This is a genomic window from Phenylobacterium sp. (assembly GCF_036264965.1).
Classification (GTDB): domain Bacteria; phylum Pseudomonadota; class Alphaproteobacteria; order Caulobacterales; family Caulobacteraceae; genus Phenylobacterium.
Genome location: NZ_DATAPY010000153.1, coordinates 34,711 through 60,260 on the forward strand (window position 1 = coordinate 34,711; position 25,550 = coordinate 60,260).

A 25,550-nucleotide genomic window follows, 5' to 3' on the forward strand; every position below is an offset into this window, starting at 1 on the left:
CCCGCCCCCCGACAAAGGCGGCGCTTTGTCTAGGAAGCGCCGATGACCGCTGACCGCGGCCTTCGAACCCCCGGCGACGACCGTGGCGGGCTATGGCCCGGTCCGGCGGCCGATGAGGTCCGGCTGGGTGAGGCCGCCGGAGTTGACGTTGACGCGGCGCGACAGGCGGATCCGGTCGCCGTCGAAGCGGCATTCCACCGTGTCGCGGAAGGCGCTCTCAAGGAAGATCCAGCTCATGTCGAGGCGGTCCGGTGTGACCCACCGCGCGCCGGCCACCACCCGGGCGGGGCTGAGGCGGTAGCCGTGGTGCAGGTCGCGACCCGGCATGTCGGTCTGGCCTTCGAGCCAGCTGTCCACCCCGCAGGTGATGCTGTGTTCGCCGGCGGCGTCGCGGACGGTCACCCGGCAGCGCGACGCGGTGAGGTCGACGACCAGGTCGGTGACGCCCTGCGGGTTGGCCTCGAAGCGGTAGTGGTGTGTCCCGAGACGCTCTTTCGCGGGCGCCGCGTCGGACCTGAGGGGTTCGACGCCTGCGTGCCGGAACGGCCGCGCGGCAAGCCGGCGGCCCGCCTTGGGATCGGGAACCGCGCCGTCCCGGAAGGCCGCTGGAAAGTGCTGTTGCACCAGCGGCAGGATGCGGCGGCTGCCATCGATGGCGCCGATGATCGTCAGGGTCGCCTCGTGCTCGGGGAACACCATGACCATCTGCACGAACACGCCGAGCGCGCTGAATTCTCCGTGCGGGCCCACGACCCAGTGATAGCCATAGCCGGGTGCGTGCGCCGTCGTCGCCTGGCGGATCCAGCTTTCGGACAACAGGCGCCGTCCTTCCCAGACACCGCCCTGGGCCATCAGGACGCCGAGCTTCAGGAGGTCGATGGTGGTGCAGGTGAGCCCGTTGCCGCCGGGGTTGATGCCGTCGGGGCCGACATCCCATGTCTCGCCCTGGACGCCCAGGGGTGCGAACAGGCGCGGCCGCAGGTAATCGTGCAAGGTCAGGCCGGTGGTCTTGGTGAGGATCGCCGAGAGCATGTAGCTCGCGGCGCTGGTGTAGACGTAGATGGTTCCGGGACGGTGGACGACCGGGATCTTGAAGAACTCGGCGATCCAGCTCGTGCGTATGCCGCGCCAGACCGCGCCCGAGGTCTCCTCGGCATGGCCCGTACGCATGGTCAGGAGGTCTTCCACGGTCATCGCCGCGAGGTTCTCGCCGGCGTTGGCGGGGGCGAACTCCGGAAAGAAGCTCACCACCGTGTCGGTGAGGGCGAAGCGGCCCTCTTCGAGCGCCATGCCGACCGCGCAGGCGGTGAAGCTCTTGGCGACCGAATGCATCACCCGCGGCCGGTCCGCACGATAGGGCCAGCTGAACCCCTGGGCGCACACCCGTCCGCGGCGATGGAGCATCAGGCCGTGCAGGTCCAGCCCGGCTGCGTCGACATCGTCAAGGAACGCCGCCACGGCGTCACCATCGACCCCCACAGCGCTCGGCGTCGCGTACCGCAGGCCAAAGCGCTCGCCGATCGCCGCCGACGCGGCGTCGGTCACCCGCAACATTCCCGAACCACCTTGAAGTTTCGCCGCCACCGTTTGGAGCCGTTCAAAATAACCCGTCGAGAATTTCAATACGATTGACGTGTCAAAGCGTCAATGCTTTTGTATTATTTCGATCAATAAACCAACTGCAAGGCAATCGCCTTCCGCGGACTCGAACAATTGTACGAATTATTCTTCAGTGAACTTACACATCTGGTGAAATCCGGTCATCAGACCGGAGTTTACACTTGAGTCTGCTTTACCCGCGCCTGTCAGGCGCCTGCGGCCGACAAGGCAGGCTCGCCGGGGAGGCGCGGCGTCGCTGCCAGCAAGGCGCGGGTGTAGGCGTGCTGGGGCGCGGCGAGCACAGCGCTGGTGAACCCCGACTCGACGATCCGGCCGGCTTCCATGACCGCCATCCGGTCCGCCAGCTGGGCCACCACCGACAGGTCGTGGGTGATGAACAGGCAGGCGAAGCCGTAGTCGGCCTGGAGGGTCCGCAGCAGGTCGAGCACCTGGGCCTGGATCGTCATGTCGAGGGCTGACACCGGCTCATCGGCCACCACCAGGCGCGGCCTCGAGATCACGGCGCGCGCGATCGCCACGCGCTGGCGCTGACCGCCGGACATCTGGTGGGGCAACCGGTCCGCGAAGCCTTCGAGCCCCACGTCGCGCAGGACGGCCGCGACCCGCTCGCGGCGGGCCTGCGGGCCAAGACCGGGCAGATGGCGCAGCGGCGCGGCCACCACCTCGCCGACCCGCTGGCGCGGATCGAGCGAGCTGAACGGATCCTGGAAGACCAGCTGCGCGGCGGCGCGGAACCGCCGCAGGCCCGCCACGTCCAGTCCCGCGATGTCCTCGCCCTCGAAGCGGACCGCCCCCGAGGCCAAGGGCCGCAGCCCCAGCACCGCGCGGCCCAGGGTGCTCTTGCCCGACCCGCTGGCGCCCACCAGGGCCAGGATCTCGCCGGCGCTCAGGCTGAGGTCGACGTCCCGGACGACCGGTTGGGGCGCCGCCCGGCCCCACAGGGTCGGCCGGCCGAGATAGGCCACGCTGACCTTCTCGGCCGCCAGGAGCATCGGACCCCGATCGAGCGCCGGCGCCGCGGCGCGCGGCGCCGCGCGGGGTCGGGCGGCCAGGAGCTGGCGCGTATAGGGCTCCGCCGGCGCGGACAGCACCTGACGGGTCTCGCCCGTCTCGACAAGACGGCCGGCCTGCAGCACCACGATGCGCTGCGCGTAGCGGGCGACCAGCCCCAGGTCGTGGGTGATCATCAGGGTCGCCACCTGGTCCTCGCGGGCCAGCTCGACCATCAGGTCGAGCACCTCGCGCTGGCTCAGGGTGTCGAGGGCCGTCGTCGGTTCGTCGGCGATCAGCAGCTTCGGCTTCAGCAACAAGACCGAGGCGAGCATGATCCGCTGGCGCATGCCGCCGGAGAACTCGTGGGGATAGGCGCGCAGGCAGGCCTCCGGGTCGCGAATTTGCACGCGCGCCAGCATCTGTAGGCACAGGCCGCGCACGGCGGCGGCATCCAGACCGCGATGCAGCTGCAGGCCTTCCGCCAATTGCCGGCCGACGGTCATCGCCGGGTTCAGGGAGACCATCGGCTCCTGGAACACCATGCCGACCTCGCTGCCGCGGACGGCGCGCAAGCCGCGGGCGTCCAGCTGCGCCAGATCGCGATCCGCCAGGCGAATGCTGCCGCCCGTCCGCCGCACGCCCGACGGTAGGAGGTCGAGGATGGCGCGCGCGGCCAAGGTCTTGCCGCTGCCGGACTCGCCGACCAGGGCGACGAATTCCCCCGCCCCGACCGTGAACGAGAGGTCCTGGAGGACGGTGCGACAGGGGCCACGGCGCGGGTTGGTCTCTAGGCGCAAGCCTTTGACCTCAAGCAGCGCCCGGCTCATGGTGCGTCCCGCGGATCGAGCCAATCTCTCAAGGCGTCGCCCAGCATGTTCACGCCCAGCAAGGTGGCGGCGATGCAGAGGCCCGGCGCGATGCTCAGCCAGGCGGCGGTCTCCATGTAAGGCCGCGACGCCGCCAGCATGTTCCCCCAGGTGGGGGCCGGCGGTGGCACGCCGACGCCGAGGAAGCTCAGCGCGCTCTCAGACAGCACCACCCAACCGAACAGGCCGGTGGCGAGCACCAACACGGGAGGCAAGGCGTTGGGCAGGACATGGCGGGCCATGGTGTAGAGCGGGCTGTCGCCAGACACCTTGGAGGCTTCGATGAATTCGCGCTCGCGGATCGACAGGACGGCGCCGCGCACCACCCGGGTCACGGAGGGGATGTAGGCGAGGGTCAGCGCCAGCACGATGCCGTTGCGACTGGCGCCGAGCACGGCGATCACCGCCAGGGCGAGCAGGAGGCTGGGGAAGGCCAGCATGGCGTCGTTGAGCATCATCAGCGCTCGGTCGGGCCAGCCGCGCAGGAAGCCGGCCGTAAGGCCGATGACAGTCCCCGCCCCGATGGCGACCGCCACGGTTTCCGCCGCGACCGAGGCGCTGATGCGGGCACCGACCATCGCCCGGCTCAGGACGTCACGCCCAAATTCGTCGGCCCCGAACCAATGGCGCCACGAGGGCGGCGCGAGGGGGTGGTCGAGGTCGATGGCGATGGGATCGTAGGGCGTCCACACCAGGCCCAGAGCGATCACCGCGAGCAGAGCGCCGACCAACAGGCCGCCGATCAGGGCGTTGGGGCGCAGGCGCATCAGGCGACCGCCACGCGCGGATCGAACAGCGGGTAGATCAGGTCGACCGCCAGGTTGATCAGCACATAGACCAGCCCTGTGGACAGCAGGCAGCCCTGCACCACAGGGTAGTCGCGCGCGAGGATGGCATCGACCATCAGCCGCCCGAGGCCTGGCAGGGTGAACACCGTCTCGATCACGGCGATCCCGCCCAGCAGATGGCCCAGGGTGAGGCCCACGAGCGTCAGGGTGGGCGCAAACGCGTTGGGAAAGACGTGCCGGCGCAGCACCGTCAGCTCCGACAGGCCCTTCGCGCGGGCGTGGGTGACATAGTCCAGCCCCAGGACATCGATCGCCGAGGCGCGCATCATCCGGGTCAGGACGCCGCTCTCGGTCAGGGTCAGCGTCGCGATGGGCAGGACCAGGAAGAGCAGGGCCAGGCGCGCGTTCTCGGTGGCCGGCACGTAGCCCACCACCGGCAACCACCCCAGCCGCAGGCCGAACACCATCAGCAGCATGAGCCCGAGCCAGAAGCTCGGCACGGAGAGCAGCAGGGTGGCCGCACCCACCACGCCCAGGTCCCAGGCGGTGTCGCGTTTCCAGGCCGCCAACAGCCCGCCGCAAATCGCCAACGCGGTCGCGAGACCCACGGCCACAAGGACGATGGCGGCGGTGAGCTGGAAGCGCTCGACGATGAGGCCCGCGACCGGTTCGCCGGTGGCGATCGACGTCCCCAGGTCGCCTCGCACCGCATGGCCCACCCAGACCAGGAATTGCACCGGGAAGGGGCGGTCGAGCCCGAGGTCGCGGTGCAGGGCGAGGATCGAGGCCTTGTCGGCGCCTTCGCCAAGCATCACCACCGCCGGATCGCCGGGAACGAGACGGATCAGGACAAAGACGATGACCGCAACCAGCCCGAGGGTGGGGATCGTCAGCAGCAGGCGCTTGGCGAGGTAGGGCAGCATCAGTTGACCGCCACGCCCCAAAGGCGCTGTTGCTGCGCCGGCCAGGATCTGTAGCCGCTCACTGTGCTGCGTAGCGCGGTGATCCGCCCAGAGTTGAACAACACGACCGAAGGCGTGTCCTGCCGCCAGGCGCGGGTCAGGTCGTCGAACACGGCTTGCCGCCGGACGGGATCGGCCTCGGCCATCGAGCGGTCGAGCAGGCGCCTGGCGGCCGGCGTGTCCCAGACCTTGCGGGGATCCTTGGCCTTGTCGCCGATCAGGGAGGCGAAGGTCAGCGACGGATCGAGGCGCGCGGAATAACCGAAGGTCATCGCCTGGTAGTCCCCGGCCGCGTAACGGGCGAGCTGCGTGGCCCAGTCGAGCGTTTCGATCTCGAAGTTGATCCCCGCTTGCTTGGCCATGGCCTGGATCACGACCGCGGAGTCGAACATCAGCGGGTAGCGCTGGTTGGTGGCGAGCTTGATCGCCTGGCCGCGGTAGCCGCAGGCCGTCAGGAGGCGGCGCGCCTGCGCCAGATCGGGCCGTATGGGCGCGGATTCCACGGGACCGTAGAACGGGCTGGGCGACGGCACGGGGCCGGAGTCGGGACGGCCTTCGCCCCGGGTGATGGCCCGGGTCAGGGCCGCCGTATCGAGGGATATCGCCAGGGCGCGCCGGAAGCGAGGGTCGCGGAGCAGCGGGTCGCGCGTCTGCAGCAGGAGGGCGTAGAGGTCGTCGCTCGGCGCGGACTGGATGCGGACGCCGGACTTGCCTCGGAGGGCGGCGAGCTCCACCGGATTGAGGTTGTCGAGGACGTCCAGTTCGCCACGGAGCAAGGCCGCCCGCGCGGCGGAGCCGTCCGGGATGACCAGGAAGCGGACCGTGTCCACGGCCGCGGTCTTTCCCCCGGTGTTCCCGTCGGGCGGCCCGGGCCGCGCCTGGTAACGGTCGAACCGCCGCAACTCGATGTACTGGTTGCGCTTCCAGGCCGCGAACCGGAAGGGACCGGTGCCGATGGGAGCGACCCAGGCGCCGTGGGGGTCGACGGACGCCCGCTGCAGGATGCCGGTTCCGCCGCAGTCGGCGCGGGCCAGAGTCTTGAGGAACAGGGGCGCGGGCCGGTCGAGGGAAATGGACACGGTGAGAGGGCCGTGCGCCGTCACCGCGGTGACCTCCGCGAGGCCGCCCTTCGACAGGTCACTGAGGCAGCGCCATCGGGTCTTGGGGTCGAGATAGCGGTTCAGCGACCAGACCACATCCGCTGACGTCAAGGGCGCGCCATTGTGGAAGACGATCCCGGGCCGTAGCTGGAAGACATAGGTCTTGCCGTCCGGCGCGACCGTCCAGCGCGAGGCCAGCAGGGGTCCGATCGAGGTGTCCTCGCGCACCGCCACCAGGCCTTCGACCACATGCAGCAGCACCGCGTCGGTGTTCTCATCGCGCCGCGTGCCGGGGTCGCTGGAGAGGATGTCGGCGTTGAGGCGGGCGCGCAGCAAGGAGGGCGCGACAGCTGCCGCCGATGGGGTGGCCAGGGCTGCGGCCAACGCCAGCGCCAGCCCGGCCCGAAACGGGGACGGGTCCAAGGCGACCGTGGTCAGGCTCGGCTTTGCCACCCAATACCCCCTGCCCTTCCCCATCTCGATGTAAGGTGCGTTTTCTATCGAAGAAAAACAATATCGTTCTGTTTGGGTTGGACCGGGCCGCCGCGCAGCGTATTGGAAATCTCCGATGGGCGGCCTTAGATGGGCCGACGGATTCACCGCGACATGAACGAGACGGACAGCGCGATGCAGCGGGGGAAAAAGCAAGTGACGGCGAGCGCATCGACGCCGCGGGGCGCCCCCGCGCCGAGCCGCCTTCAGGCCGAGCTCGCCGGCCGTATCCTGCACCTGCTCAAGGCGCAGGGCGCCGGCCCCGGGCATCATCTTGTGGAACATGACCTCTGCCAGGCCTTCGGAGTGTCGCGCACCCCGATCCGCGGCGCGCTCAAGTTGCTGGCCCAGCAGGGGGCGGTCGAATCCCGCGCCAACCGCGGCTTTGTCCTCCTGGGGTCGGTGAAGGCCGCCCCGCAGATCGAGGCGGCCAACATCCAGGACGAAGAGGACAAGCAGCTCTTCGTGGCGATCGCGGAGGCGCGCAACCTAGGCCGGCTGCCGACGCAGTGCACCCAGCAGGAGCTCGTCCGCATGTTCGGCGCTAAGCTCGCCACGGTAGGCCGCGTGCTGCGTCAGCTGTCGGAGATGGGCCTGGTGGAGCGCAAGCCCGGCAACGGTTGGTCATTCATCGCCTCCATCGATTCCGCCGCCGCCCAGGCCGAAAGCTACGCCTTCCGTCAAATATTGGAGCCGGCGGTATTGCTGCAGCCGGGGTTCGAGCTGGATCGGGCATGGGCGCAGGCCTGTCGCGCGCGCCACATAGCTTTCAAACGCAAGCCCTGGCGGCCCACGCTGGCGGTGGAGTTCTTCGAGATGAATTCCGATTTCCACGAGCAGCTCGCGCGCTGCTCGGGCAATCGCTACATGCTGGGCGCGGTGCAGCGGCAGAACCAGCTCCGCAGCTTCCTCAACTACCACTGGGACTACGGCGTCGAACGCGTGCAGTCGTCGATTACCGAGCACATGGCTATCCTGGACGCCCTGGAAGCCGGCGACCGCGACACGGCAGCCGAACTGATGCGCGGCCACCTGACCAGTTCAAAACGCGCCCGCAGCCCAAAGCGCGGCAAGTCCTTCGCGGCCTGACCCCGAGGCCGCAGGCCTCACCCGCCGCCGAGAAGCTCGGCGATGGTGTTTTCCGACTCCGTCCGGAGTGCGCCCTTGATCTCATTGAGGTGCTGCCAGGCCGGAATTGCCTCGAGCGGCTTGCGCACCCGCGCCACCACCTCGTCCCGCCGGCCAAAGGCTTCCAGATTGCGATAGTCGTAGAGGAACAGGGAATCCCAGGGATCCCCGACCGGGTAGCGGTTCAGGTAGATTCGATAGCGGCTCAGCACGCCCTCGGCGATCCAGCCGGTGACCTGCGGGATGACGTAGTCGTCGACGTACTGCTTGTAGGTTCCCAGCGCGGCGTAGCTGTAGGGGATCGCATAGAAGACCCGGTCGGCCGGTGGCCCAGGGTCCGGGGCCGTGGCCGTCCACGCCAGATCAACGCTGTAGGTCTGCAGCGGGCGGGCCAGCGCCAGCCCCGCCGGGGTCAAGCCGCCCGGCGAGGTCCGTTCGATCTCGGTCCAGCGCGCAGTGTCGGCGAAGCGCTTGAAGTCCAGGACCATCATGGCGTCCCAGGCGCCCAGTTCCGCATAGGGGTTGAACAGCACCTGATATTCGTTGAGGGCGCCTTGGGCCTTCAACGCGCCCAGGCGGCGCAAGTGTTCGCCCGCCATGTAGCGGCGGAAGGCAGGTCGCCGGGCGGCGTCGCATCGGTAGCTGATCAGGACCTGCCGCGGCCCGCCGACCAACGGCAAGGCCGCCGCGGCGGCCGCGAGCGGGGATGCGGCCAAGGGCGCGGCGAGCAGGCCGGCCGCCACACCCCGGCGGCTGACGCCAGGCGCCTGAGCCTCGATCGCGCGTCCTTGCGCCATGGTCGCCTCCGTCAAGCTCCCTTCGGTCTATCGAAACGGTATTGTACATTCAATAAAAACAATCTTAGCTCCAGCGTCGCGCTGCGCCCGTTCGGTTGAACGCGACCTTGGAGACCATGGGCGATGAACATCTTCGGCGCGATGACTTTGGGCTTGGCGGTTGCGGCGCTGTGGACCGGGGCCGGCGCCGCCGGCGGACGGCCGATGCCGCCGACCGACTGCCGCGCCCACGTAGGCTACGATCTCAACGCCGAGATTCCGGGCTATCGGATTCCCCGGAAGCAGGGTCCAGGCGAGGTGTGCGTGCCGGTCGCGCTCACCGCCGCTAAGCCGCCGCCAGGCTTCAAGGGCGACTTTTACGTCGACGAGTTCACCGACGCGAAGCTCCGCGAACGGTGGCTCGCCTGTAAGGCCGACGCCGCCTGCGACGCGCGTCTGGAACCGCACATCGCCGCGCGCCTGCCGCCGAACCGGGAGCACAGGCCGTTGTCCGAGCGGGCGCGGTATCTGCTTGGCAAGATCGACGCCGACAACCCGGTGGCGGATCTCGCCACCGTGCGCCGGCCGGCCTTCTTCGCCGCCGCGCCCTATCGGGAGCCGATCGCGGCCGCCGACGGCCAGACCTTTGTGGTCGAGTTCACCGCAGAGGTGGAGCCCTACGAGCGGCTGATCCGGCACATGACTGGAACCATCAAGCTGCGGGGCTGGTATCTTCGTGGCACCGGAGTGGACGACGGCGCCGGCCACAAGGTTCGCGCCCTGATCCTGATGAGCAACGGCGGCGGCGGCCGGCTGACGGGAATCCAGGATCCGGGTGACCGCCTCTACCACCTGGACCCTGCGACCGGCGCGGCCGTACTCAATCGTTTCCCGAGCGACACGACGGGGGCGATGGGCCAGGCGGGATGGCGGCGCTACCTCTATACGCTGAACGCCGCCGGCTTCGACGTGCTGAGCTACGACCGGCGCGGCGTCGGACTGTCGGGCGGCTACAGCGACACCAACACCCTGCAGCAGGGCCGCGACATCCTTCATGTGGTGACCGCCCTTCAGTCCGGCGAGGGCATGCGGGTCCTGACCCCCGCAGGCCGAACCCTTGCGGGCCTGGCGGCGGCCGAAGCCCTGCGCGACGGCGTGCGCCCCGGCGCCATGCCGATGATCCTGGGCGGCAATTCCCGCGGCACGATGGCCACCGGCTTCGCGATGATGCGCAACTTCGACCGGACCTGCGAATACGACGCCGAGGCGGTCACCTGCGGCCCGCCGGTCCGCCTGCCGCAGATCAAGGGCGCCATGATGCTGGCCGACTTCACCGCGGGGCCAGGATACGTCACCGACCCCACAGACGAGGAGGACATCGACCGCGCACTGTTCGAAGGCGGCACCGAGCTCGCTGGGCACATCGTGTTCTTCCCGTCGTCGGGCATCCTCGCCAGCGCGCACACCTGGCCGGCGCTGTTCATCGGGCGCGGGGTTTGGGACTACGCCGAGAGCCTGGAGGGCGCGATCGACGCCTACGACCGGGTGAGTGGCCCAAAGGAGCTGGTGGTGGTCCGCGGCCCCCATCCTTTCGAAACTTGGCCGGCGCCCGAACAGGCGCGGGTCGGCGAGCGCATGGTCGCCTTCGCGCAAGCGGTGGCCCTGGGCCGTAAGGTCATCCCGGGCGGTCAGGCTTGGCGAACCGCCAAGGACCTAGTGGCCACGACGCCGGATCTTTGGGAGGCTTCTTCCGACCCCTCCAAGCTGGGCCGCGCGACCGGTGATGCCTCTCGGCCGTAGCGCACGCCTCAGGCTCTGGCCCGGCGGCGGCTGCAGGCGGGCGTGGTCGGCGGCCTGGGCAGGCCCAAAGACGATCATTGGCGCAGCGAACGACAGGGCGGCGAACGCCCGGCGCAGGCGCCGGCTCTTCATTTCCTTTCCTCCGGCTGGTAGCGGCGCGCCAGCGTATCCATCCGCGTCGTCAGGGACACCGGCTTGCCCTCGACGATCACCGCCTGGGCGTTGGTCATGGGCTCGAACGGGTCGCCGTCCCAGACCACGAGGTCGGCGTCCTGCCCCGGCGCGATCAGTCCGGCGGCCTCGCCCCGGCGCCAGATGGCGATTGGGTTGACAGTCACCGCCTTCAGCGCCTCGTCGTACGGCAGGCCGTTGGAGACGGCCACGCCGGCCGCCTCACGCAGCGCCAGGCCGGCGTTGTAGTTCTGCTCGAGCCGCCCGCCGGCCAGGCCGAACGCCACGGTCACGCCCGCCTTGGCGAGGATCACCGCATTGGTCTGGCGGTCGCCCAGCTCATCGAAGCTGTAGGGAAGGTTGGCGTCGGGATCGAGCACCACGGGGACATGCGCCGCCGCCAGCTCCGGCGCCGCGCGCCACGCCTCGCCGCCGCCCACGACCACGACGCGGATAGCGTAGTCCGTCGCCAGCCGGACCGCCTGGCGGACGTCGGACTCGCGCTGGGTGACGATCGCCAAAGGGATGCGGCCCGCGAGCACATCGCGCAGGGCGGCGGTCTGCGCCTCCCGCAGGGCTGGGCGGGGCGCAGCCGGGGCCGGGGCCTTCGCGTCATCGAGCGCCGCCCGCAGGAGTTCCCACTGGGCGCCGCGCGAGCCCGCTGCGCGCGGCCAGGCGCTGCCGCCGATGGTCACGAAGAGCGCCACCCGGGCGCGGTCGATGACGTCGGGTCCGTCGCGCAGGCGCAACGTCGCCGCGAGCCCGGAAAATGGCGCCACGCCGGACGCCGCCGGGAAGCTGAGGGCGCGGGTGACGCCATCGGCGCGGGCGAGGTCGATCAAGGCCGCGTTGGGATTGAGACCCAAGGTCACGTCGAAGGCCGCGCCGACGGTGTCCCCGGCAGCCGCCAGGTCGCGCGTGTCGCGCGCCGAGGTGATCTCGGTCAGGCCGAGCTGGCTGGCGCCGTTGACCAGGCCCGCGGTCACGGGATGGCCCTGGGCGTCGATCAGAGTCGCCCCGGCCGGCGCCACGCCATGCGCCGTCACCGAGACGATCTTGCCGCGGTCGGTGACGATCGTGGCGTCGGCGACAGGTTCGCCGCCCTGTCCGGTCCAAGCCCGCGCGTGGACGATGGCGAGCGGCTGGGCCTGGGCGGCGAACGCCACGGCAGCCAGCGTCAAGGCGGCCAGGAGGGCAAGCGCCGGCTTCATGGCTGCATCGCCTTTCGGCCCAGCACGAAGTCGGAGGCGGGCGCGGCCGGCGGGTGGGCGCGGTCGAACGCCACCGCCCCGTCGATCACCACCAGATCGGCCTTGGCGTAGACGCTGAACGGATCAGCCGACCAAAGCACGAGGTCGGCGTCATAGCCGTCGGCCAGCGTGCCGATCCGGTCGCCCAGCCCCAGCGCCTTGGCGGGATTTGCGGTGATCCAGCGGATCATCCGCTCCGGCGGAACGACCACGCCGATGCGGCGCGCCGCGCCGGCGGCCTTGGCGGCTTCGAGATTTAGCCGCTGACCTTCGGCCGGCGAGTCGGAGTGCATGGTGACGCAGACGCCCTCTTCATCCAGCAGGCCGGCGGTGGCGCGGATCGCGTCGAGCGCTTCCATCTTGTAGCCCCACCAGCCGCCCCAGACCGCGGCGCACACGCCTTCGGCCCTGAAGAGCTGCGGAATCTTGTAGGCCTCCACGGCGTGGTGGAACGCCGCGACATGGAAGCCGAACTCGCGGGCCACTGACAGCATCGTGGCCATGTCGTCGGCGCGATAGCAGTGCATGTGGATGTGCACGTCGCCGGCCAGGACGCCCGCCAGGGTTTCGCGCTTCAGGTCGCGCTTCGGCGCGGGCCCCTTGCCGGCGGCGTAGGCGTCCCAGTCGCGGCGGTAGTCCTGGGCGTCGAGGAAGGCGCTGCGGATGAAGGCCACCTCGCCTTGCCGGCTGGTGGGCCCGCGGTGGGTTGCGGCGTCCTCTTCCTTGGGGTTCTCGCCGCAGGCCATCTTGAAGCCTTGGGGCGCGTTCGGCAGCTTCATCTCCGCCACCGTGTTGGCGCGGATCGGGTGCACCATCACCGAACGGCCCGAGAAGATCGGGCTGGAGCCGGGCAGGATCTGCACCGTCGTCACCCCGTGCTCCAGCGCCCGCGAGAACGCCACGTCCTGCGGGTTGACCGCGTTCTCGACGCGTGTGTCGGCCGCATTCGGATCGCTGAGTTCGGCCACGTCCCCGGAGTCGTGATCGATGTCGGTCAGCGGCAGGACGTAGACGCCGTCGTGGGTGTGGATGTCGATGACGCCGGGCGTCACCCAGCGCCCGCGAGCATCCACCTCGCGGCCGCCCGTCGGCAGGCGCAAGCCCTTGCCGACGGCCACGATCTTGCCGGCATGGGTCAGGACGTCAGCGCCTTCCAGCCGGTGGCCCGCGCCGTCGAGCACGGTGGCGCCGCGGACCAGCAGGTCCGGCGCGGTTGGGGCGCGATAGGTGCTCGGGAAGGGATCGGCGAGCCACGGCGGCTGCGGCGCGGCCTGGGCCGAGGTCGCGAGCACAGCGCCCAGGCCCAAGGCTGAGGCGGCGGCGCGCAGGCCCATCACAGACGGTCCGCGTTGAAGCGCGTCATCCAGCGCCCCAGGCCGGGGTCACGGGTCGCCGCGATGATCGCTCGTGCGATCTCCGGCGCCTCGTCCTGCGCCAGCTTGAAGCGTCCGTGGACGCGGGTGACGCGGGCGCGGAAGCCGATGATCTGGCCCTCCATCACCGTGTATCGACGGCCGAGCTCCTCGACGCTCCAGGGCGCCGCCCGCGCTGCCTCCATCGTCTCCACCAGCCGCCGCACCGCCGCGCCGGTCTCCTCCGGCGTGAAGGTCACTTGCGCCTCGATCCATAGCTGTGCATAGTTCCAGGTCGGCGCCCAGTCGCGGCGCCCCGCTTGTTCAGGAGAGATGTATCCTTGCGGCCCCTGGACTTGAATCCAGGCGCCTGGGTCGGCCTCGAGCGCGGCGCGAAGCGGATTGCGGCGCGCCATATGGCCGACCAATTCCACCAGCCGACCCGCCGCGTCGTAGTCGCCGAGCAGCGGCAACAGACTCGCTGGCGCCTCGGAGCCCGCCCGGACGCCGAGCGAGGCCAGCGGATACTCGGCGATCAAGTCGCGCACATCCGCGGGACCGAACTGCTCGAAGGGCGCCGCACGCGCCTCGCCCGCACGTTCCGCCGTGCGGCGATCCTCGGATGCTGCGGACAAGGACCCTCCTTGGCGCGGGGCGCCAAACCTCCTTGTCTGTTTCAACCGCGGGTCGCGGCGCCGCAAGCGCCAAGCCTGAGATTCCGATGGGTCCAATCGACCACGTTGCAGTGTAGCCAACCGGGTGTAGGCTGGACCTCAGAACATCTCACGCAGGAGCCCTCAGCGGGACCAATGCTACGTCCCTGGCAGGTCAGTCTCAGCGAACGGCTCGATGCTGCCTCAGCGACGCCGGTCTACCTGCAGATCATCCAGGCGCTGATCCGCGACATCGAACGGGGCCGGCTGAAGTCGGGCGAGTTCCTGCCCAGCAGCCGCGACCTGGCGACCGCGCTCGGCGTCAACCGCAAGACCGTGGTCCTGGCCTATGAGGACCTCATCGCCCAGGGCTGGCTGGACTCGGCCGGCACCCGTGGGACCATCGTCTCCTCCTCCCTGCCCGAACCGGTGCGCAACGCCCGCACGCCCAAAGCGGCCCACCCGGCGGAAAGCGAGGCGCAATACTGGTTCGCGCCGCCGCCGGCGCGGCCCCTCGCCCTGCCCTCAGGCCCCGGGCTGAAGCTCGACGAGGGCGCCCCGGACGGGCGCCTGTTCCCGGCAGATCCCCTGGCGCGCGCCTACCGCGCCTCGGCGCTGAAGGCGTCCAGCGACAACCGCCTGCAATATCGCGACCCCCGCGGTTCGCCGGCCCTGCGGGACAGCGTTGCGGCCATGCTGCGCAGTCAGCGCGGCCTCAACGTCCGGACCGAAAACGTCTGCATCACCCGCGGCAGCCAGCACAGCATCTTCCTCGCGAGCCAGGTGCTGCTGAACCCTGGGGACACCGCGGTCGTCGAGGAACTGACCTATGAGCCGGCGGTGGCGGCCTTCCGCGCCCGGGGCGCGAAGATCGCCCCGGTAGGCCTGGACGCCGACGGCATTGACGTCGACGCGGTGGAGGCGGTCTGCCGCCGGCACGCCGTGAAGGCGGTCTTCGTCACGCCGCACCATCAATTCCCGACGACGGTGGCGTTACGGCCAGAGCGCCGCCTTCGCCTCCTGGAGCTGGCGCGCCAATTCGGCTTCGCGATCATCGAGGACGACTACGACCACGAGTTCCACTTCGGCGGCCAGCCGTTGCTGCCGATGGCGGCCTATGCGCCGGAACATGTGATCTACGCCGGATCGCTCTCGAAGCTGGCGCTGCCCGCCTTGCGGATCGGCTACGTCGCCGCCCCGGTCGCGGTGATCGAGGCGCTCGCCCACATCGTCTCCCTCGTGGACGGCATGGGCAACACGCTCACCGAGGACGCCGCAGCCGAGCTGATGGAGAACGGCGAGTTGCGCCGGCACGCGCGCAAGGTCCGTAACGTCTACGCCGCGCGCCGCAGCCAGTTCGCCGAGGCCCTCGCCGAGACCTTGGGCGAGGTCGTCGACTACAGCATCCCGGACGGCGGCCTGGCCTTCTGGCTGCGCTTCCACCGGGTCGCGGACCTCGACAAGATCGAAGCCCAGGCGCCGGGGCTCGGCTTGCGGTTCGCCACCTCGCGGTCCTTCATGGCCCGGGACGATGCCCCGCGCGGCCTGCGCGTCGGCTTCGCCAGCCTCAACCCCGGCGAGGCGCGCGCCGCAATCCGCGCCCTGAAGTCCGCGCTCGACTGACTGGACCCCTCGGGATTCCCGCCTTGGCGGTTCATGACCGGCGCATGACGATGACACTCATCGCCGGAGGCCCGGATTGGGGCCGTGACTGGGGACATCCATGCGCCGACATCTGATCCTGCTGTGCGCGGGCGCGCTGATCGCGGCCACGCCGGCCCTGGCCCAAGCCCCGGCATCCCCGCCGCCCGCCACGGATGCGCCATGGCCCGAAGCGACCTTCGAGATCTACAAGCTGGCGCCGGGCAAGCAGGAGGCCTTCTTACGCCGCGTCGCGCGCGATGACGACGTGACGAAGGCCGGCGGCCTTCCGCCCAATCAGGTCTATGTCCATCAGGACGGCGCGGACTGGGACGTGCTGATCCTCAAACCTCACCGGACCACGCCGCTCACACCGGCGCAGGAGGCGGCGATGGCGGCCAAGCGCAAGGCGCTCGGCGTGGAGTCGGGGCCTGCCTTTTTCGTCGCAATCCGCGAACTGATCGCGTCCCACACCGACACCAAGACCTATGGCCCGATCACCGCTGTCCAATGGCTGGCGAAGCTGGACGCCTGGCGCGCAGAGCATCCGGCGCCGCCAAAGCCCTGAACCGCCCGGCAGAGCTTGGACCCCTCGATCTGACGATTCTTGGACGTTTTCAGGTCCTGTTGTTTGGCCGACGCTCAGGGAACGGAATACCCACGGGGATAAAAAGGGGGACCTTATGCGACGGATATCGATGACTACCGTGAGCTTGCTGGCGCTCGCCACGGCCCTGAGCAGCGGCGCGGCCGCGGCGGCGGATGCGGCAGACGCGACGACCAAGGTCGACGAGGTGATCGTCACCGCCCAACAGCAGCGCAAGCAGGTGGAGAGCAGCGGCGCGGTCGGCGTCCTGGGCACGCAGGATGCCCTCTCGATTCCGTTCAACGTCACCAGCTTCACCTCCAAGCTGATCCTCGACCAGCAGTCCGAGACCATCGGCGCAGTGCTGGAGAACGATCCCTCGGTGCGGGTGACCTACGGGTCCGGCAACCAGTCGGAACTCTATGTGATCCGCGGCTTCGTTGTGAACGGCGACGACGTGGCCCTCGACGGTCTCTATGGCGTCCTGCCGCGGCAGCTGATCTCACCAGAGTTGTTCGAGAACGTCCAGGTGCTGAACGGCGCCAGCGCCTTCGTCTACGGCGCGGCCCCGAGCGGCTCGATCGGCGGCGCCATCGACCTGCAGCCGAAACGGGCGACCGGCCAGCTGTTGCGGGCGACCGCCAGCTATATCCAGGACAGCATCTTCGGCGGCGCGATCGACCTGGGCGACCGGTTCGGGTCGGACAAGGAATTCGGGGCCCGCTTCAACTCCGTCTACCGGACCGGGACCGCCGCGATCCACGACGAGGACCGCGAGGTCGCCGCCGACAGCGTCGACCTGGATTGGCGGCACGGTCCGGTGAAGGCTTACTTCGATCTCGGCTACGAGCAGCAGCACTTCGGCCGCCCGCGGCCGGAGATTCGGCTGTCGCCAGGCGTCGCGGTGCCGTCAGCGCCCGATCCGTCCGACAACTACGGCCAACCCTGGAGCTTCACCTCGTTGCGCGACGTGTTCGGCGTCGGCCGTGTCGAGTTCGAAGTGAACAAGGACCTGAACTTCTACGCCGCCTTCGGCGCGCGCCGCGGCCACGAGGAGGGCGACTATTCCACCCTCACCGTCACCAACGCCACGACCGGCGCAGCCACCGGCTCGCGCCTGTTCGTGCCGCGGCAGGACCGCAACGAAAGCGGCCTGGTCGGCGTGCGCTGGCGCTTCGACCTGGGTCCGGTCACCAACGCCGTCAACGCGGGCGGCTCGGGCGTGCGCCTGCAGAACTTCAACTCGTTCAGCTTCGGCAGCTTCCCCGCCGCGATCGCCGCGTCGTCCACAAGCTTCTTCGACAACCTCTACAACACCCCACAGGTAGCGCGCCCAACCAACTCCACCCTGCCAAGCTCCGGCGGCAGTCTGACCGCCCCGCCCCTGGTCGCGCGCACCGTCTTCGCCAGCAGCTTCGCCTCGGACACGCTGGGCATCCTCCAAGACAAGGTGCTGCTGACCGTCGGCGTGCGCGACCAGGACATCACCGTGAAGAGCTTCAGCCGCGCCACCCTGGCGCAGACTACGGAATACGACGCCTCGAAGGTCACGCCGATCGTGGGCCTGATCGTCAAGCCGCTGGACAATGTGTCACTCTACGCCAACCGCTCCGAGGAGCTGGTGCAGGGCGCGGTCGCGCCGGTGAACGCCACCACCGTCAACCCCGGCGAGGTGTTCGCGCCCTATGTGGTCCGGCAGTACGAGGTCGGCGCCAAGTGGGTCTACCACGGCCTGACTGCGACGATCGCCGCCTACCAGATGAAGCTGCCGAGCGCGTTTGCGATCCCGGTAGCGGGCAGCAACACCCTCACCCAGTTCGGAGTGTTCGGCGAACAGGAGAACAAGGGCATCGAGCTCGGCCTTAACGGCGAGCCCACCGACTGGCTGCGGCTGATCGGCGGCCTGACCTTCAATGACGCCAAGCTGACCGCCACCGCGAACGGGACCAACAACGGCAAGAAGGTCATCGGGGTCCCGGACTACCAGGCGAACCTCGGGGTCGAGATCATCCCGCCCAGCCTTCGCGGGGCGGTATTCACAGCGCGGTGGCTGTCGACCGGCGAGCAGTACCTCGACGTCGGCAACACCCAGAGGGCGCCCAGCTGGAACCGTTTCGACATCGGCGCCCGCTACGTCGCCGTCATCGACAAACACCCGGTGACCTTCCGCGCCAGCCTCGAGAACATCGCCAACAAGGCCTACTGGGAATCCGCCTTCGGCGGTTATCTGGTGCAGGGCGAGCCCAGGACGGCCAAGGCCTCGATCACCTTTGAATACTAGGGCGAGGCGCGCGATCGGCCGATGACCGTACGCCGGACCCTGCTGCGGCTCCACCGTTGGGTCGCGCTGGCTGCGGCCGCCTTTTGGCTGGTGCAGGCGGCGTCCGGGGTGGCCATCGTGTTCCACTGGGAACTTGAGGATGCGACCTTTCCCGGCGCCCACCGCGCCACCGACCTGGACGCCCTGCAGGCGCGGCTCGCGGTCCTCGCGCCGGTCGGCTCGCAACGGCGGGTCGTCTCGCTCTGGACGACCGCGGGCCGGCCCGACCGCTATAAGATCAACCTGGAGGGCCCAGGAACGGCCAGAACGGTCGTGCGGGTGGCGGGCGACGGGACGGTCCTCGATCAGCGCGATAAGCGCGCCAGTACGCCCATGGACACCCTGGTGAGCCTGCACCAGACCCTGCTGGCCGGCGACGCCGGACGCTGGATTGTCGAGTCGAGCGGCGTGCTGCTGATCGTGAGCCTGGGCCTGGGCGTCGCCAACGCCTGGCCGCGGTATGGGGGTTGGCGGCTAGCGCTCACGCCGCGCGGCGCACCCTCAGTCACCGCGCAGCTGTTCGGCTGGCACCGGGCGCTGGGTCTGTGGCTGGCCCTGCCGGCCATCGTCCTGGCCAGCGCCGGCATCCTGCTGGTGTTCGAGGACAATCTTCGCGACCTACTCGGCGACCAGCCGGCCGAGATCGCGCGCCTCCCGCCGACGGGACCCCCCGTGCCGTTCCTTACTGCCGCCCGCGCCGCCCTGGCGACGGTTCCCCATTCTCGCCTGACCATGGTGGCCTGGCCGACCGCGTCCGACGCCACCTACCGCGTGCGGCTGCTCGCGCCCGGCGAACTCCGCCGCGCATACGGCCTGACCACGGTCTTCGTCGACGCCAATTCCGGCCGGGTGCGGCAGGTCGTCCCCGCCAATTCGGGTCCGATCGGACGGCGCTTCGCCGACCTGCTCTACGCCGTCCACACCGGCGAGGCCGAGGGCTTGGCCGGACGGCTTCTCAACCTCACGATCGGGCTGTGGCTGATCGCGATGATCGGGCTTGGGATTGCGCTTTGGACCCGACGGCGCCGTCTGGTCGACAAGCGCGTCCCCGCCGCGCGGCCTCAGGAGGTTTGACATGAACGCCCCGCGCCGCGCGACTGGATTACTGGCCCGCAAGTCCGTCGAGACGATGCGGGATGACCGGACCCGCCATGGCTTGAAGCAGGTCCTGGGCCCCCTCAACCTCGTGCTGCTGGGCGTCGGCGGCATCGTGGGGTCCGGCGTCTACGTAATGACCGGTCAGGCGGCGGCGAGATACGCCGGCCCTGGCGTCATGCTCTCCTTCGTCATCGCAGGCGTGGCCTGCGCGCTGATCGCCCTTTGCTACGCCGAACTGGCCTCGACCGCGCCGGCGACGGGCGCGGCCTACACCTACACCTACATGGCGCTGGGCGAGGTCTTCGCCTGGAGCGTGGGCTGGCTGATCCTGATGGACTTTGGCCTCGCCGGCGCCAGCCTGGCGGTAGGCTGGGCCGCCTATCTCGTCAGCCTTCTGCACAGCTTCGGCATAATCCTCCCCGCCGTGCTCACCAGTCCGACCTTCCACGCCGTCGGGACCGGCACCGCGATCGTCGGAGGCCACAGCTTCAACCTGGTCGCCATGCTGGTCTATGGCGCGGTGATCGCGGTGCTGATCGCCGGAATCTCGGAGTCCAGCACGATCAACGCGGTGCTGGTGGTTATCAAGGTGACCATCCTGCTGATCTTCGTGGCCATCGGCGTGCAGGCCGTGCACCCGTCCAACTGGACCCCGCTGATCCCGCCGAACGAGGGCGGCTTCACCTACGGCCTGCCGGGGATCGCGCGGGCCGCCTCCATGCTGTTCTTCGCCTACAACGGCTTCGAGATGGTCGCCAACGCGGCCTCGGAGACGCGCAACCCGCAACGCGACCTGCCGATCGGCATCCTCGGCGCGGTCGTCGTCTGCACGGTGATCTATCTGATGGTGTCCGCGGTGATGACCGGACTGGTGCCGTTCCGCGAGTTGGGCGCCTCCGACGCCCTGGCCCACGCCGCCGACCGGATCGGCCGCCCGCAGCTGGCGCTGCTGGTCAAGGTCGGGGGCCTTGTCGGCATCTCGTCGGTGCTGCTGATCAACGCTTACGGCCAATCGCGCACGGCCTTCGCCGTCTCGCGCGACGGCCTCCTGCCGCCGCTGTTCTGTCGCCTGCACCCGAAGCTGCGCACGCCGCACCTCGGCATCCTGGTCCTGGGCCTGGTGTCGGCCGTCATGGCGGCGACCCTGCCTCTGTCGCTGCTCACCGACATGGTGAGCCTGGGGTCGGCGCTGTGTTTCTCGGTCGTGGCGATCGCCATGATGTGGCTGCGCGCCACCCGCCCGGAGCTCGATCGTCCGTTCAAGGTGCCGTTCGGCGGCGTCCGCATCGGCCGGTTCTGGATCGGCGTCGTGCCGGTGGGCGCGATCGTGCTCGCCTGGGCGATGATGGTCCCGGTGATCCTCGACCTCGGGATGAAGGCGCGGTCTGGCGACCCGTTCCCCGCCGCCTTCATCAGCAGCTACATCGCGCTGGGCGCCGTCATCTACCTGACCTATGGCCGCCGCCGCAGCCGCGTGGGCCCGCTCGCCACGCCGGGCGAGGTGCTGGACGCGCCCGGCCACCTACCCTGACCCCCGATCGATGACGCTGAGGAGCTGATCATGCCCGCCGCCGCAGACCTCGAACCCGCCATCCAGCGCTTCGTGGAGACCACTGGAAAGGCCTATGCCAAGCTGACGCCGCCCGGGCCCTGGTCGGCGCCCGTGGCGCGCGCCGTCGCCGAGAAGGTGCGCGAACCCTGGCGCCAAGGCGGGCCTGAGATGCATGAGGCCCGCGAGGCCGAGGCGCCCACCCGCCACGGCCCGGTGCGCCTGCGCCTCTACCGTCCGAATGCGGGGCGACTGGAAGGCGCGCTCGTCTACCTGCACGGCGGCGGCTTCACGATCTTCAGCCTCGACACCCATGACCGGGTGATGCGCGAGCTCGCCGTGCGCGCGGGCGTCGCTGTGATCGGCGTTGACTACGCCTTGGCGCCGGAAGCCAAATTCCCGGTCGCCCTCGAGCAGGTGGTGGACACCGTGCGATGGCTGGCCGACGACGGCGGCAAGGTCCTGGATCTGGAGGGCGTCCGCCTCGCGATCGGGGGCGACTCCGCGGGCGGCAATCTCTCCTTCGGCGCGGCGATCACCCTGCGCGACGCCGGTGAAGGCCAGTTGTTGAGCGGCATCGTCACCGCCTACGGCGGCTTCGGGGTCATCGCCTCCGACGAGATCACCGCCCGCTACGGCGGGCCGGGCTACATCCTGACCCGCGAGGAGTCGCTGAAGTTCTGGGAGAACTACCTGAACGATCCCAGCGAGCGGCAGAACCCCCTCGTCTGCCCTCTTCGCGCGAACCTGAAGGGGCTGCCGCCGGTCTTCCTCGCGATCCCCCGCTGCGACATCAACTCCGAGCAGAACTTCCAGATGGCCGACGCGCTCAAGGCCGCCGGCGTCCCGGTCGAAGCCGAGGTCTACGAGGGCGCGACGCACAGCTTCCTCGAAGCCATGTCGATCTCCCCGGTCGCCAACCGCGCCCTCGACGACATGGCCCATTGGGTCGCCCGGACCCTGGCCATCTCCCCACACGTCGCTACGTGACGGTCCTTCGATCTCAGCTCGCGACGCCGGGCCGCCTCCTGCTGGTCGGGGCGGGCCGGATGGGCGGCGCGCTGCTGGCCGGCCTGCGACTGACCAACATCGCCATGGATATTCTGGTGGTCGATCCGCAGCCGGCCGCCGGTCCGGAACGGGCGGTCGCCCGCCTGGCCGACGTCGGCGACTTCCGGCCGGACCTCGTGGTGCTGGCGGTGAAGCCCGGTCTGATCGAGGCCGTCGCCCCCGACCTGCGCGCACGATTGGGCGATGAGACGGCGGTGATCTCCTTCATGGCCGGCGTCCGCGTGGCGCGCCTGCGCGCGTTGCTCGGCGAAGGCCCCGCCCTGATCCGGGTCATGCCGAACCTGCCGCTCGCAGTGGGGATGGGCGTCTGCGGCCTCTTTGCGCCGGCCGATGCGGCCGACAGCGCCGTGGACCACGCGATCGACCTGCTCGAGCACTGCGGCGAGGTGGTGCGCCTACGCCGCGAGGACGACCTCGATTCCGTGACGGCGATCTCCGGGAGTGGCCCGGCCTATGTCTTCCGTTTCGCTGAAGCCCTGACCGCGGCGGCGGTGAACCTTGGACTGCCGCCGGATGTCGCCGAGCGGCTCGCTCGCCAGACCATGATCGGCGCCGGCGCCCAGATGGCCGCAGATCGCAGCTCCCTTGCGAGGTTGTGCGAGCAGGTCACCAGCCCCGGGGGAACCACGGCGCAGGCCTTGGAGATCCTGGGCGCGCCGGGCGGACTGGACGACCTCGTGACGCGGGCCGCCAAGGCCGCCGCCGGCCGGGCGCAGGCGCTCGGCGACGCGGCCTGATCGGAGCCCCGGATGAGCCTGCGACCCGACGCGACCATCTAGCGGAGACGGCGGGTCACGCGGCCGTGCGTTGCGGGTTGCTAGACTGGCAGCTGCGTCGTGGATTTCACTTCCTCAAGCACGGCATAGGTTCGGGTCTCCCGCACACCCGGAATGCTCACCAGCACCTCGCCGAGGAACTTGCGGTATTCGGCGAAGTCCCGCACCCGCGCCTTGAGCAGATAGTCGAAACCGCCGGCCACCATGTGGCACTCCAGAATGTCCGGCGTCCGCCGCGCGGCGGCGGCGAAGGTCTCGAAGGCCTCTGGCGTGGTGCGGTCGAGCACGACCTCCACGAAGATCAGCAGGGCGCGGCCGACCTTTCCCGGATCCACGAGCGCGGCGAACCCGGTGATGTAGCCGCCGTCCCGCAACCGCCGCACCCGGTCGGAGCAGGCGGAGGCTGACAGGCTGCAGCGATCGGCCAGGTCACCGTTGCTGATCCGTCCGTCGGCCTGCAGCACGCGCAGGAGCCGCCGGTCCGTGTCGTCGAGACGAAGGATATTCGACATATTATAATTTCTCCGGCCACTCTCGGGTCACATAGGAATATCTCCGCAGCACATTCGCCACAATAAGCCGTACTCCGGACGTCTCACTGCCGGAGACCTGAAATGCCTTTCGATCACCTGGACACGGCAAAATTTGCGGATGAGCGCGAGGTTGTCGCGGCGGCGCTGGCCGCCAAGCCCCTGAGCCTGGAAGATCGCCGCTCGGTGCTGGACGAGGCGACCGCCCTGGTCCGTTCCGCCCGCCGTGGCGCCAGGCGTCAGGGCGTCGTCGAGAGCTTCCTGCAGGAGTTCAGCCTGTCGACCCGCGAGGGCCTGGCGCTGATGTGCCTGGCTGAGGCCCTGCTGCGCACCCCCGACGAAGAGACCCGTGACAGGCTGATCGCCGAGAAGATCGCCTCGGCCGATTGGGCGAGCCATGCCGGCGCCTCGGAAAGCCTGCTGGTCAACGCCTCGACCTGGAGCCTGATGCTCACCGGCAAGCTGATCGACCCGGACGAGGAAGCCGGAGCCGACCTGCCGGGCTTCATCCGCCGGCTGGCCGGGCGGCTGGGCGAGCCGGTGATCCGCCGGGCGGTGGGCGCGGCGGTGAAGATCATGGGCGAGCAGTTCGTGCTGGGCGCCACGATCGAAAAGGCGATCCGCCGCGCGGCGCAGGACGGCTTCGTCTGCTCCTTTGACATGCTGGGCGAGGGCGCCCGCACCGAGGCCGACGCCGCGCGCTATGAGGCGGCCTACGCCGCGGCGATCAAGGTGGTGGGCAAGCACGCGGGATCCCAAGGTCCCGAGGCCGGCCATGGCGTCTCGGTGAAGCTCTCGGCGCTGTCGCCGCGCTATGAGGCCCGCCAGCCCGACCGGGTCTGGGGCGAGCTCTATCCGCGCATTAGGCGCCTGGCTGTCCTGGCCGCGGCCGCCGACATCAACCTGACCCTGGACGCCGAGGAGGCCGACCGCCTGGTCATCTCCCTGGAGCTGCTGGAGAAGCTGGCGGGCGAGGCGGAGCTGGGCGCCTGGAAAGGCCTTGGCCTCGCCGTCCAGGCCTATCAGAAGCGCGGGCCGCAAGTGATCGAGGCGGTGGCCGCCATCGCCCGCGCCTCGGGGCGGCGGCTGATGGTGCGCCTGGTGAAGGGCGCCTATTGGGATAGCGAGATCAAGCGCGCCCAGGTCGCCGGCCTGCCCGGCTATCCGGTCTATACCACCAAGGCCGCGACCGACCTCTCCTACCTGACCTGCGCGCGGGCGCTGCTGGGTGCCGCGCCGGCGCTCTACGCCCAGTTCGCCACCCACAACGCCCACACCCTGGCCGCCGTGCGGCTGATGGCCACCCAGGCGGGCCTCGCGCCGGAGTTCCAGCGGCTGCACGGCATGGGCGAGGCGCTCTACGCCGGGGCCCGCGACCGCTACGGCGACTTCCCCCTTCGCGTCTACGCCCCGGTGGGCAGCCACGAGGACCTGTTGCCCTACTTGGTGCGCCGGCTGCTGGAGAACGGCGCCAACACCTCGTTCGTGCACGCCCTGCTCGACGAACGCACCCCGGTGGAGAAGGTGGTCTCCGACCCGATGTCCGCGGTCGAGGCCTCCGGCGGCGCGCCGCACCCGCGCATCCCCTTGCCGGCCGACCTCTACGGTCCTGGCCGCAAGAATTCGCAAGGGATGGATCTCTCCGTCGCATCGACACGCGAGGCGCTGGCCGGGGCCATCACAGCCCTTCCGGCCCTTGAGGCGAGCCCAATCGTGCGTGGAAAGACGATCTCCGGAAATGCGGCGCCGCGCGTCTCGCCGTCCGACCTGAAACGGACGATCGGCAAGACTTCGGACGCCAGCTTGGCCGACGTCGACGCCGCCTACACCGCCGCGGTCGCCGCCCAGTCGGCCTGGAACGCCCTGGGTGGCGAGGGGCGCGCACCCATCCTGCGCGCCATGGCCGACGCCCTGGAGGCCAACCGCGAGCGGCTGATCGCCATCTGCGCGCTGGAGGCCGGCAAGACGTTGTCCGACGGGGTCGCCGAAGTACGCGAGGCCGCCGACTTCTGCCGCTACTACGCCATG

The 25,550-nt window shown here is 69.8% G+C and carries 20 protein-coding genes; 10 read left to right on the forward strand and 10 right to left on the reverse strand.

Going from position 1 to position 25,550, the window contains the following annotated elements:
* Window positions 1-90 precede the first annotated feature (90 nt).
* The 5 genes from VHS75_RS20545 to VHS75_RS20565 all read right to left on the reverse strand — a co-directional run bounded on the left by VHS75_RS20545 (window position 91) and on the right by VHS75_RS20565 (window position 6,782).
* Window positions 91-1,545: a serine hydrolase gene (locus VHS75_RS20545; RefSeq protein ID WP_329640487.1), complete on the reverse strand. Its 1,455-nt coding sequence runs from the start codon at window positions 1,543-1,545 to the stop codon at window positions 91-93.
* A gap of 260 nt (window positions 1,546-1,805) precedes the next feature.
* Window positions 1,806-3,440, reverse strand: a complete 1,635-nt coding sequence (locus tag VHS75_RS20550) for an ABC transporter ATP-binding protein (RefSeq protein WP_329640488.1) — start codon at window positions 3,438-3,440, stop codon at window positions 1,806-1,808.
* The gene (locus VHS75_RS20555; RefSeq protein WP_329640489.1) at window positions 3,437-4,246 is read right to left on the reverse strand and encodes an ABC transporter permease; all 810 of its coding nucleotides are present in this window, start codon (window positions 4,244-4,246) and stop codon (window positions 3,437-3,439) included. Before VHS75_RS20555 ends, VHS75_RS20550 begins: the two co-directional genes overlap by 4 nt.
* Window positions 4,246-5,190 carry an ABC transporter permease gene (locus tag VHS75_RS20560; RefSeq protein ID WP_329640490.1) on the reverse strand — a complete coding sequence of 315 codons (945 nt, stop codon included), beginning with the start codon at window positions 5,188-5,190 and terminating at the stop codon, window positions 4,246-4,248. Before VHS75_RS20560 ends, VHS75_RS20555 begins: the two co-directional genes overlap by 1 nt.
* Window positions 5,190-6,782 (reverse strand): ABC transporter substrate-binding protein, encoded by a 1,593-nt coding sequence (locus tag VHS75_RS20565; RefSeq protein ID WP_329640491.1) that lies wholly within the window; start codon window positions 6,780-6,782, stop codon window positions 5,190-5,192. Before VHS75_RS20565 ends, VHS75_RS20560 begins: the two co-directional genes overlap by 1 nt.
* A 195-nt stretch (window positions 6,783-6,977) precedes the next feature.
* On the opposite strand from VHS75_RS20565, the gene VHS75_RS20570 reads away from it, so the two are divergent.
* A complete protein-coding gene (locus VHS75_RS20570; protein WP_329640492.1) occupies window positions 6,978-7,910 on the forward strand; it encodes a GntR family transcriptional regulator in 933 nt (310 codons plus the stop codon).
* A 17-nt stretch (window positions 7,911-7,927) separates the two neighbouring features.
* On the opposite strand, the gene VHS75_RS20575 is transcribed toward VHS75_RS20570, so the two are convergent.
* Window positions 7,928-8,746 (reverse strand): hypothetical protein, encoded by an 819-nt coding sequence (locus tag VHS75_RS20575; RefSeq protein WP_329640493.1) that lies wholly within the window; start codon window positions 8,744-8,746, stop codon window positions 7,928-7,930.
* A 123-nt stretch (window positions 8,747-8,869) separates the two neighbouring features.
* Between VHS75_RS20575 and VHS75_RS20580 the strand changes: the two genes are divergently transcribed.
* Window positions 8,870-10,525 carry a hypothetical protein gene (locus VHS75_RS20580; protein ID WP_329640494.1) on the forward strand — a complete coding sequence of 552 codons (1,656 nt, stop codon included), beginning with the start codon at window positions 8,870-8,872 and terminating at the stop codon, window positions 10,523-10,525.
* A gap of 128 nt (window positions 10,526-10,653) precedes the next feature.
* On the opposite strand, the gene VHS75_RS20585 is transcribed toward VHS75_RS20580, so the two are convergent.
* From VHS75_RS20585 to VHS75_RS20595, 3 genes are read right to left on the reverse strand one after another with little or no spacing between them, the layout of a single operon-like run.
* Window positions 10,654-11,907, reverse strand: a complete 1,254-nt coding sequence (locus tag VHS75_RS20585) for an amidohydrolase family protein (RefSeq protein ID WP_329640495.1) — start codon at window positions 11,905-11,907, stop codon at window positions 10,654-10,656.
* A complete protein-coding gene (locus tag VHS75_RS20590) occupies window positions 11,904-13,280 on the reverse strand; it encodes an amidohydrolase family protein (RefSeq protein WP_329640496.1) in 1,377 nt (458 codons plus the stop codon). Before VHS75_RS20590 ends, VHS75_RS20585 begins: the two co-directional genes overlap by 4 nt.
* The gene (locus VHS75_RS20595) at window positions 13,280-13,933 is read right to left on the reverse strand and encodes an FMN-binding negative transcriptional regulator (protein WP_329640497.1); all 654 of its coding nucleotides are present in this window, start codon (window positions 13,931-13,933) and stop codon (window positions 13,280-13,282) included. Before VHS75_RS20595 ends, VHS75_RS20590 begins: the two co-directional genes overlap by 1 nt.
* A 174-nt stretch (window positions 13,934-14,107) precedes the next feature.
* On the opposite strand from VHS75_RS20595, the gene VHS75_RS20600 reads away from it, so the two are divergent.
* The 7 genes from VHS75_RS20600 to proC all read left to right on the forward strand — a co-directional run bounded on the left by VHS75_RS20600 (window position 14,108) and on the right by proC (window position 22,953).
* On the forward strand, window positions 14,108-15,574 hold the full coding sequence (locus VHS75_RS20600; protein WP_329640498.1) for a PLP-dependent aminotransferase family protein: 1,467 nt from the start codon (window positions 14,108-14,110) through the stop codon (window positions 15,572-15,574).
* Window positions 15,575-15,674: 100 nt separating this feature from the next.
* On the forward strand, window positions 15,675-16,160 hold the full coding sequence (locus tag VHS75_RS20605) for a hypothetical protein (RefSeq protein WP_329640499.1): 486 nt from the start codon (window positions 15,675-15,677) through the stop codon (window positions 16,158-16,160).
* Between the two features lie 130 nt (window positions 16,161-16,290).
* Complete coding sequence (locus tag VHS75_RS20610) at window positions 16,291-18,459, forward strand: TonB-dependent siderophore receptor (protein ID WP_329640500.1); 2,169 nt, start codon at window positions 16,291-16,293, stop codon at window positions 18,457-18,459.
* A 21-nt stretch (window positions 18,460-18,480) separates the two neighbouring features.
* Window positions 18,481-19,572, forward strand: coding sequence for a PepSY-associated TM helix domain-containing protein (locus VHS75_RS20615; protein WP_329640501.1), 1,092 nt, complete (start codon window positions 18,481-18,483; stop codon window positions 19,570-19,572).
* Between the two features lies 1 nt (window position 19,573).
* Window positions 19,574-21,127 (forward strand): amino acid permease, encoded by a 1,554-nt coding sequence (locus VHS75_RS20620; protein WP_329640502.1) that lies wholly within the window; start codon window positions 19,574-19,576, stop codon window positions 21,125-21,127.
* A gap of 30 nt (window positions 21,128-21,157) precedes the next feature.
* Window positions 21,158-22,135 carry an alpha/beta hydrolase fold domain-containing protein gene (locus VHS75_RS20625; RefSeq protein WP_329640503.1) on the forward strand — a complete coding sequence of 326 codons (978 nt, stop codon included), beginning with the start codon at window positions 21,158-21,160 and terminating at the stop codon, window positions 22,133-22,135.
* Window positions 22,132-22,953 (forward strand): pyrroline-5-carboxylate reductase, encoded by an 822-nt coding sequence (gene proC, locus VHS75_RS20630; protein ID WP_329640504.1) that lies wholly within the window; start codon window positions 22,132-22,134, stop codon window positions 22,951-22,953. The genes VHS75_RS20625 and proC overlap by 4 nt, the downstream gene beginning before the upstream one ends.
* A gap of 80 nt (window positions 22,954-23,033) precedes the next feature.
* Here proC and VHS75_RS20635 read toward each other — a convergent pair whose 3' ends face one another.
* The gene (locus VHS75_RS20635) at window positions 23,034-23,504 is read right to left on the reverse strand and encodes an Lrp/AsnC ligand binding domain-containing protein (RefSeq protein ID WP_329640505.1); all 471 of its coding nucleotides are present in this window, start codon (window positions 23,502-23,504) and stop codon (window positions 23,034-23,036) included.
* A 102-nt stretch (window positions 23,505-23,606) separates the two neighbouring features.
* Between VHS75_RS20635 and putA the strand changes: the two genes are divergently transcribed.
* The coding region (putA, locus tag VHS75_RS20640; protein WP_329640506.1) for a bifunctional proline dehydrogenase/L-glutamate gamma-semialdehyde dehydrogenase PutA at window positions 23,607-25,550 on the forward strand (1,944 nt) is incomplete at its 3' end.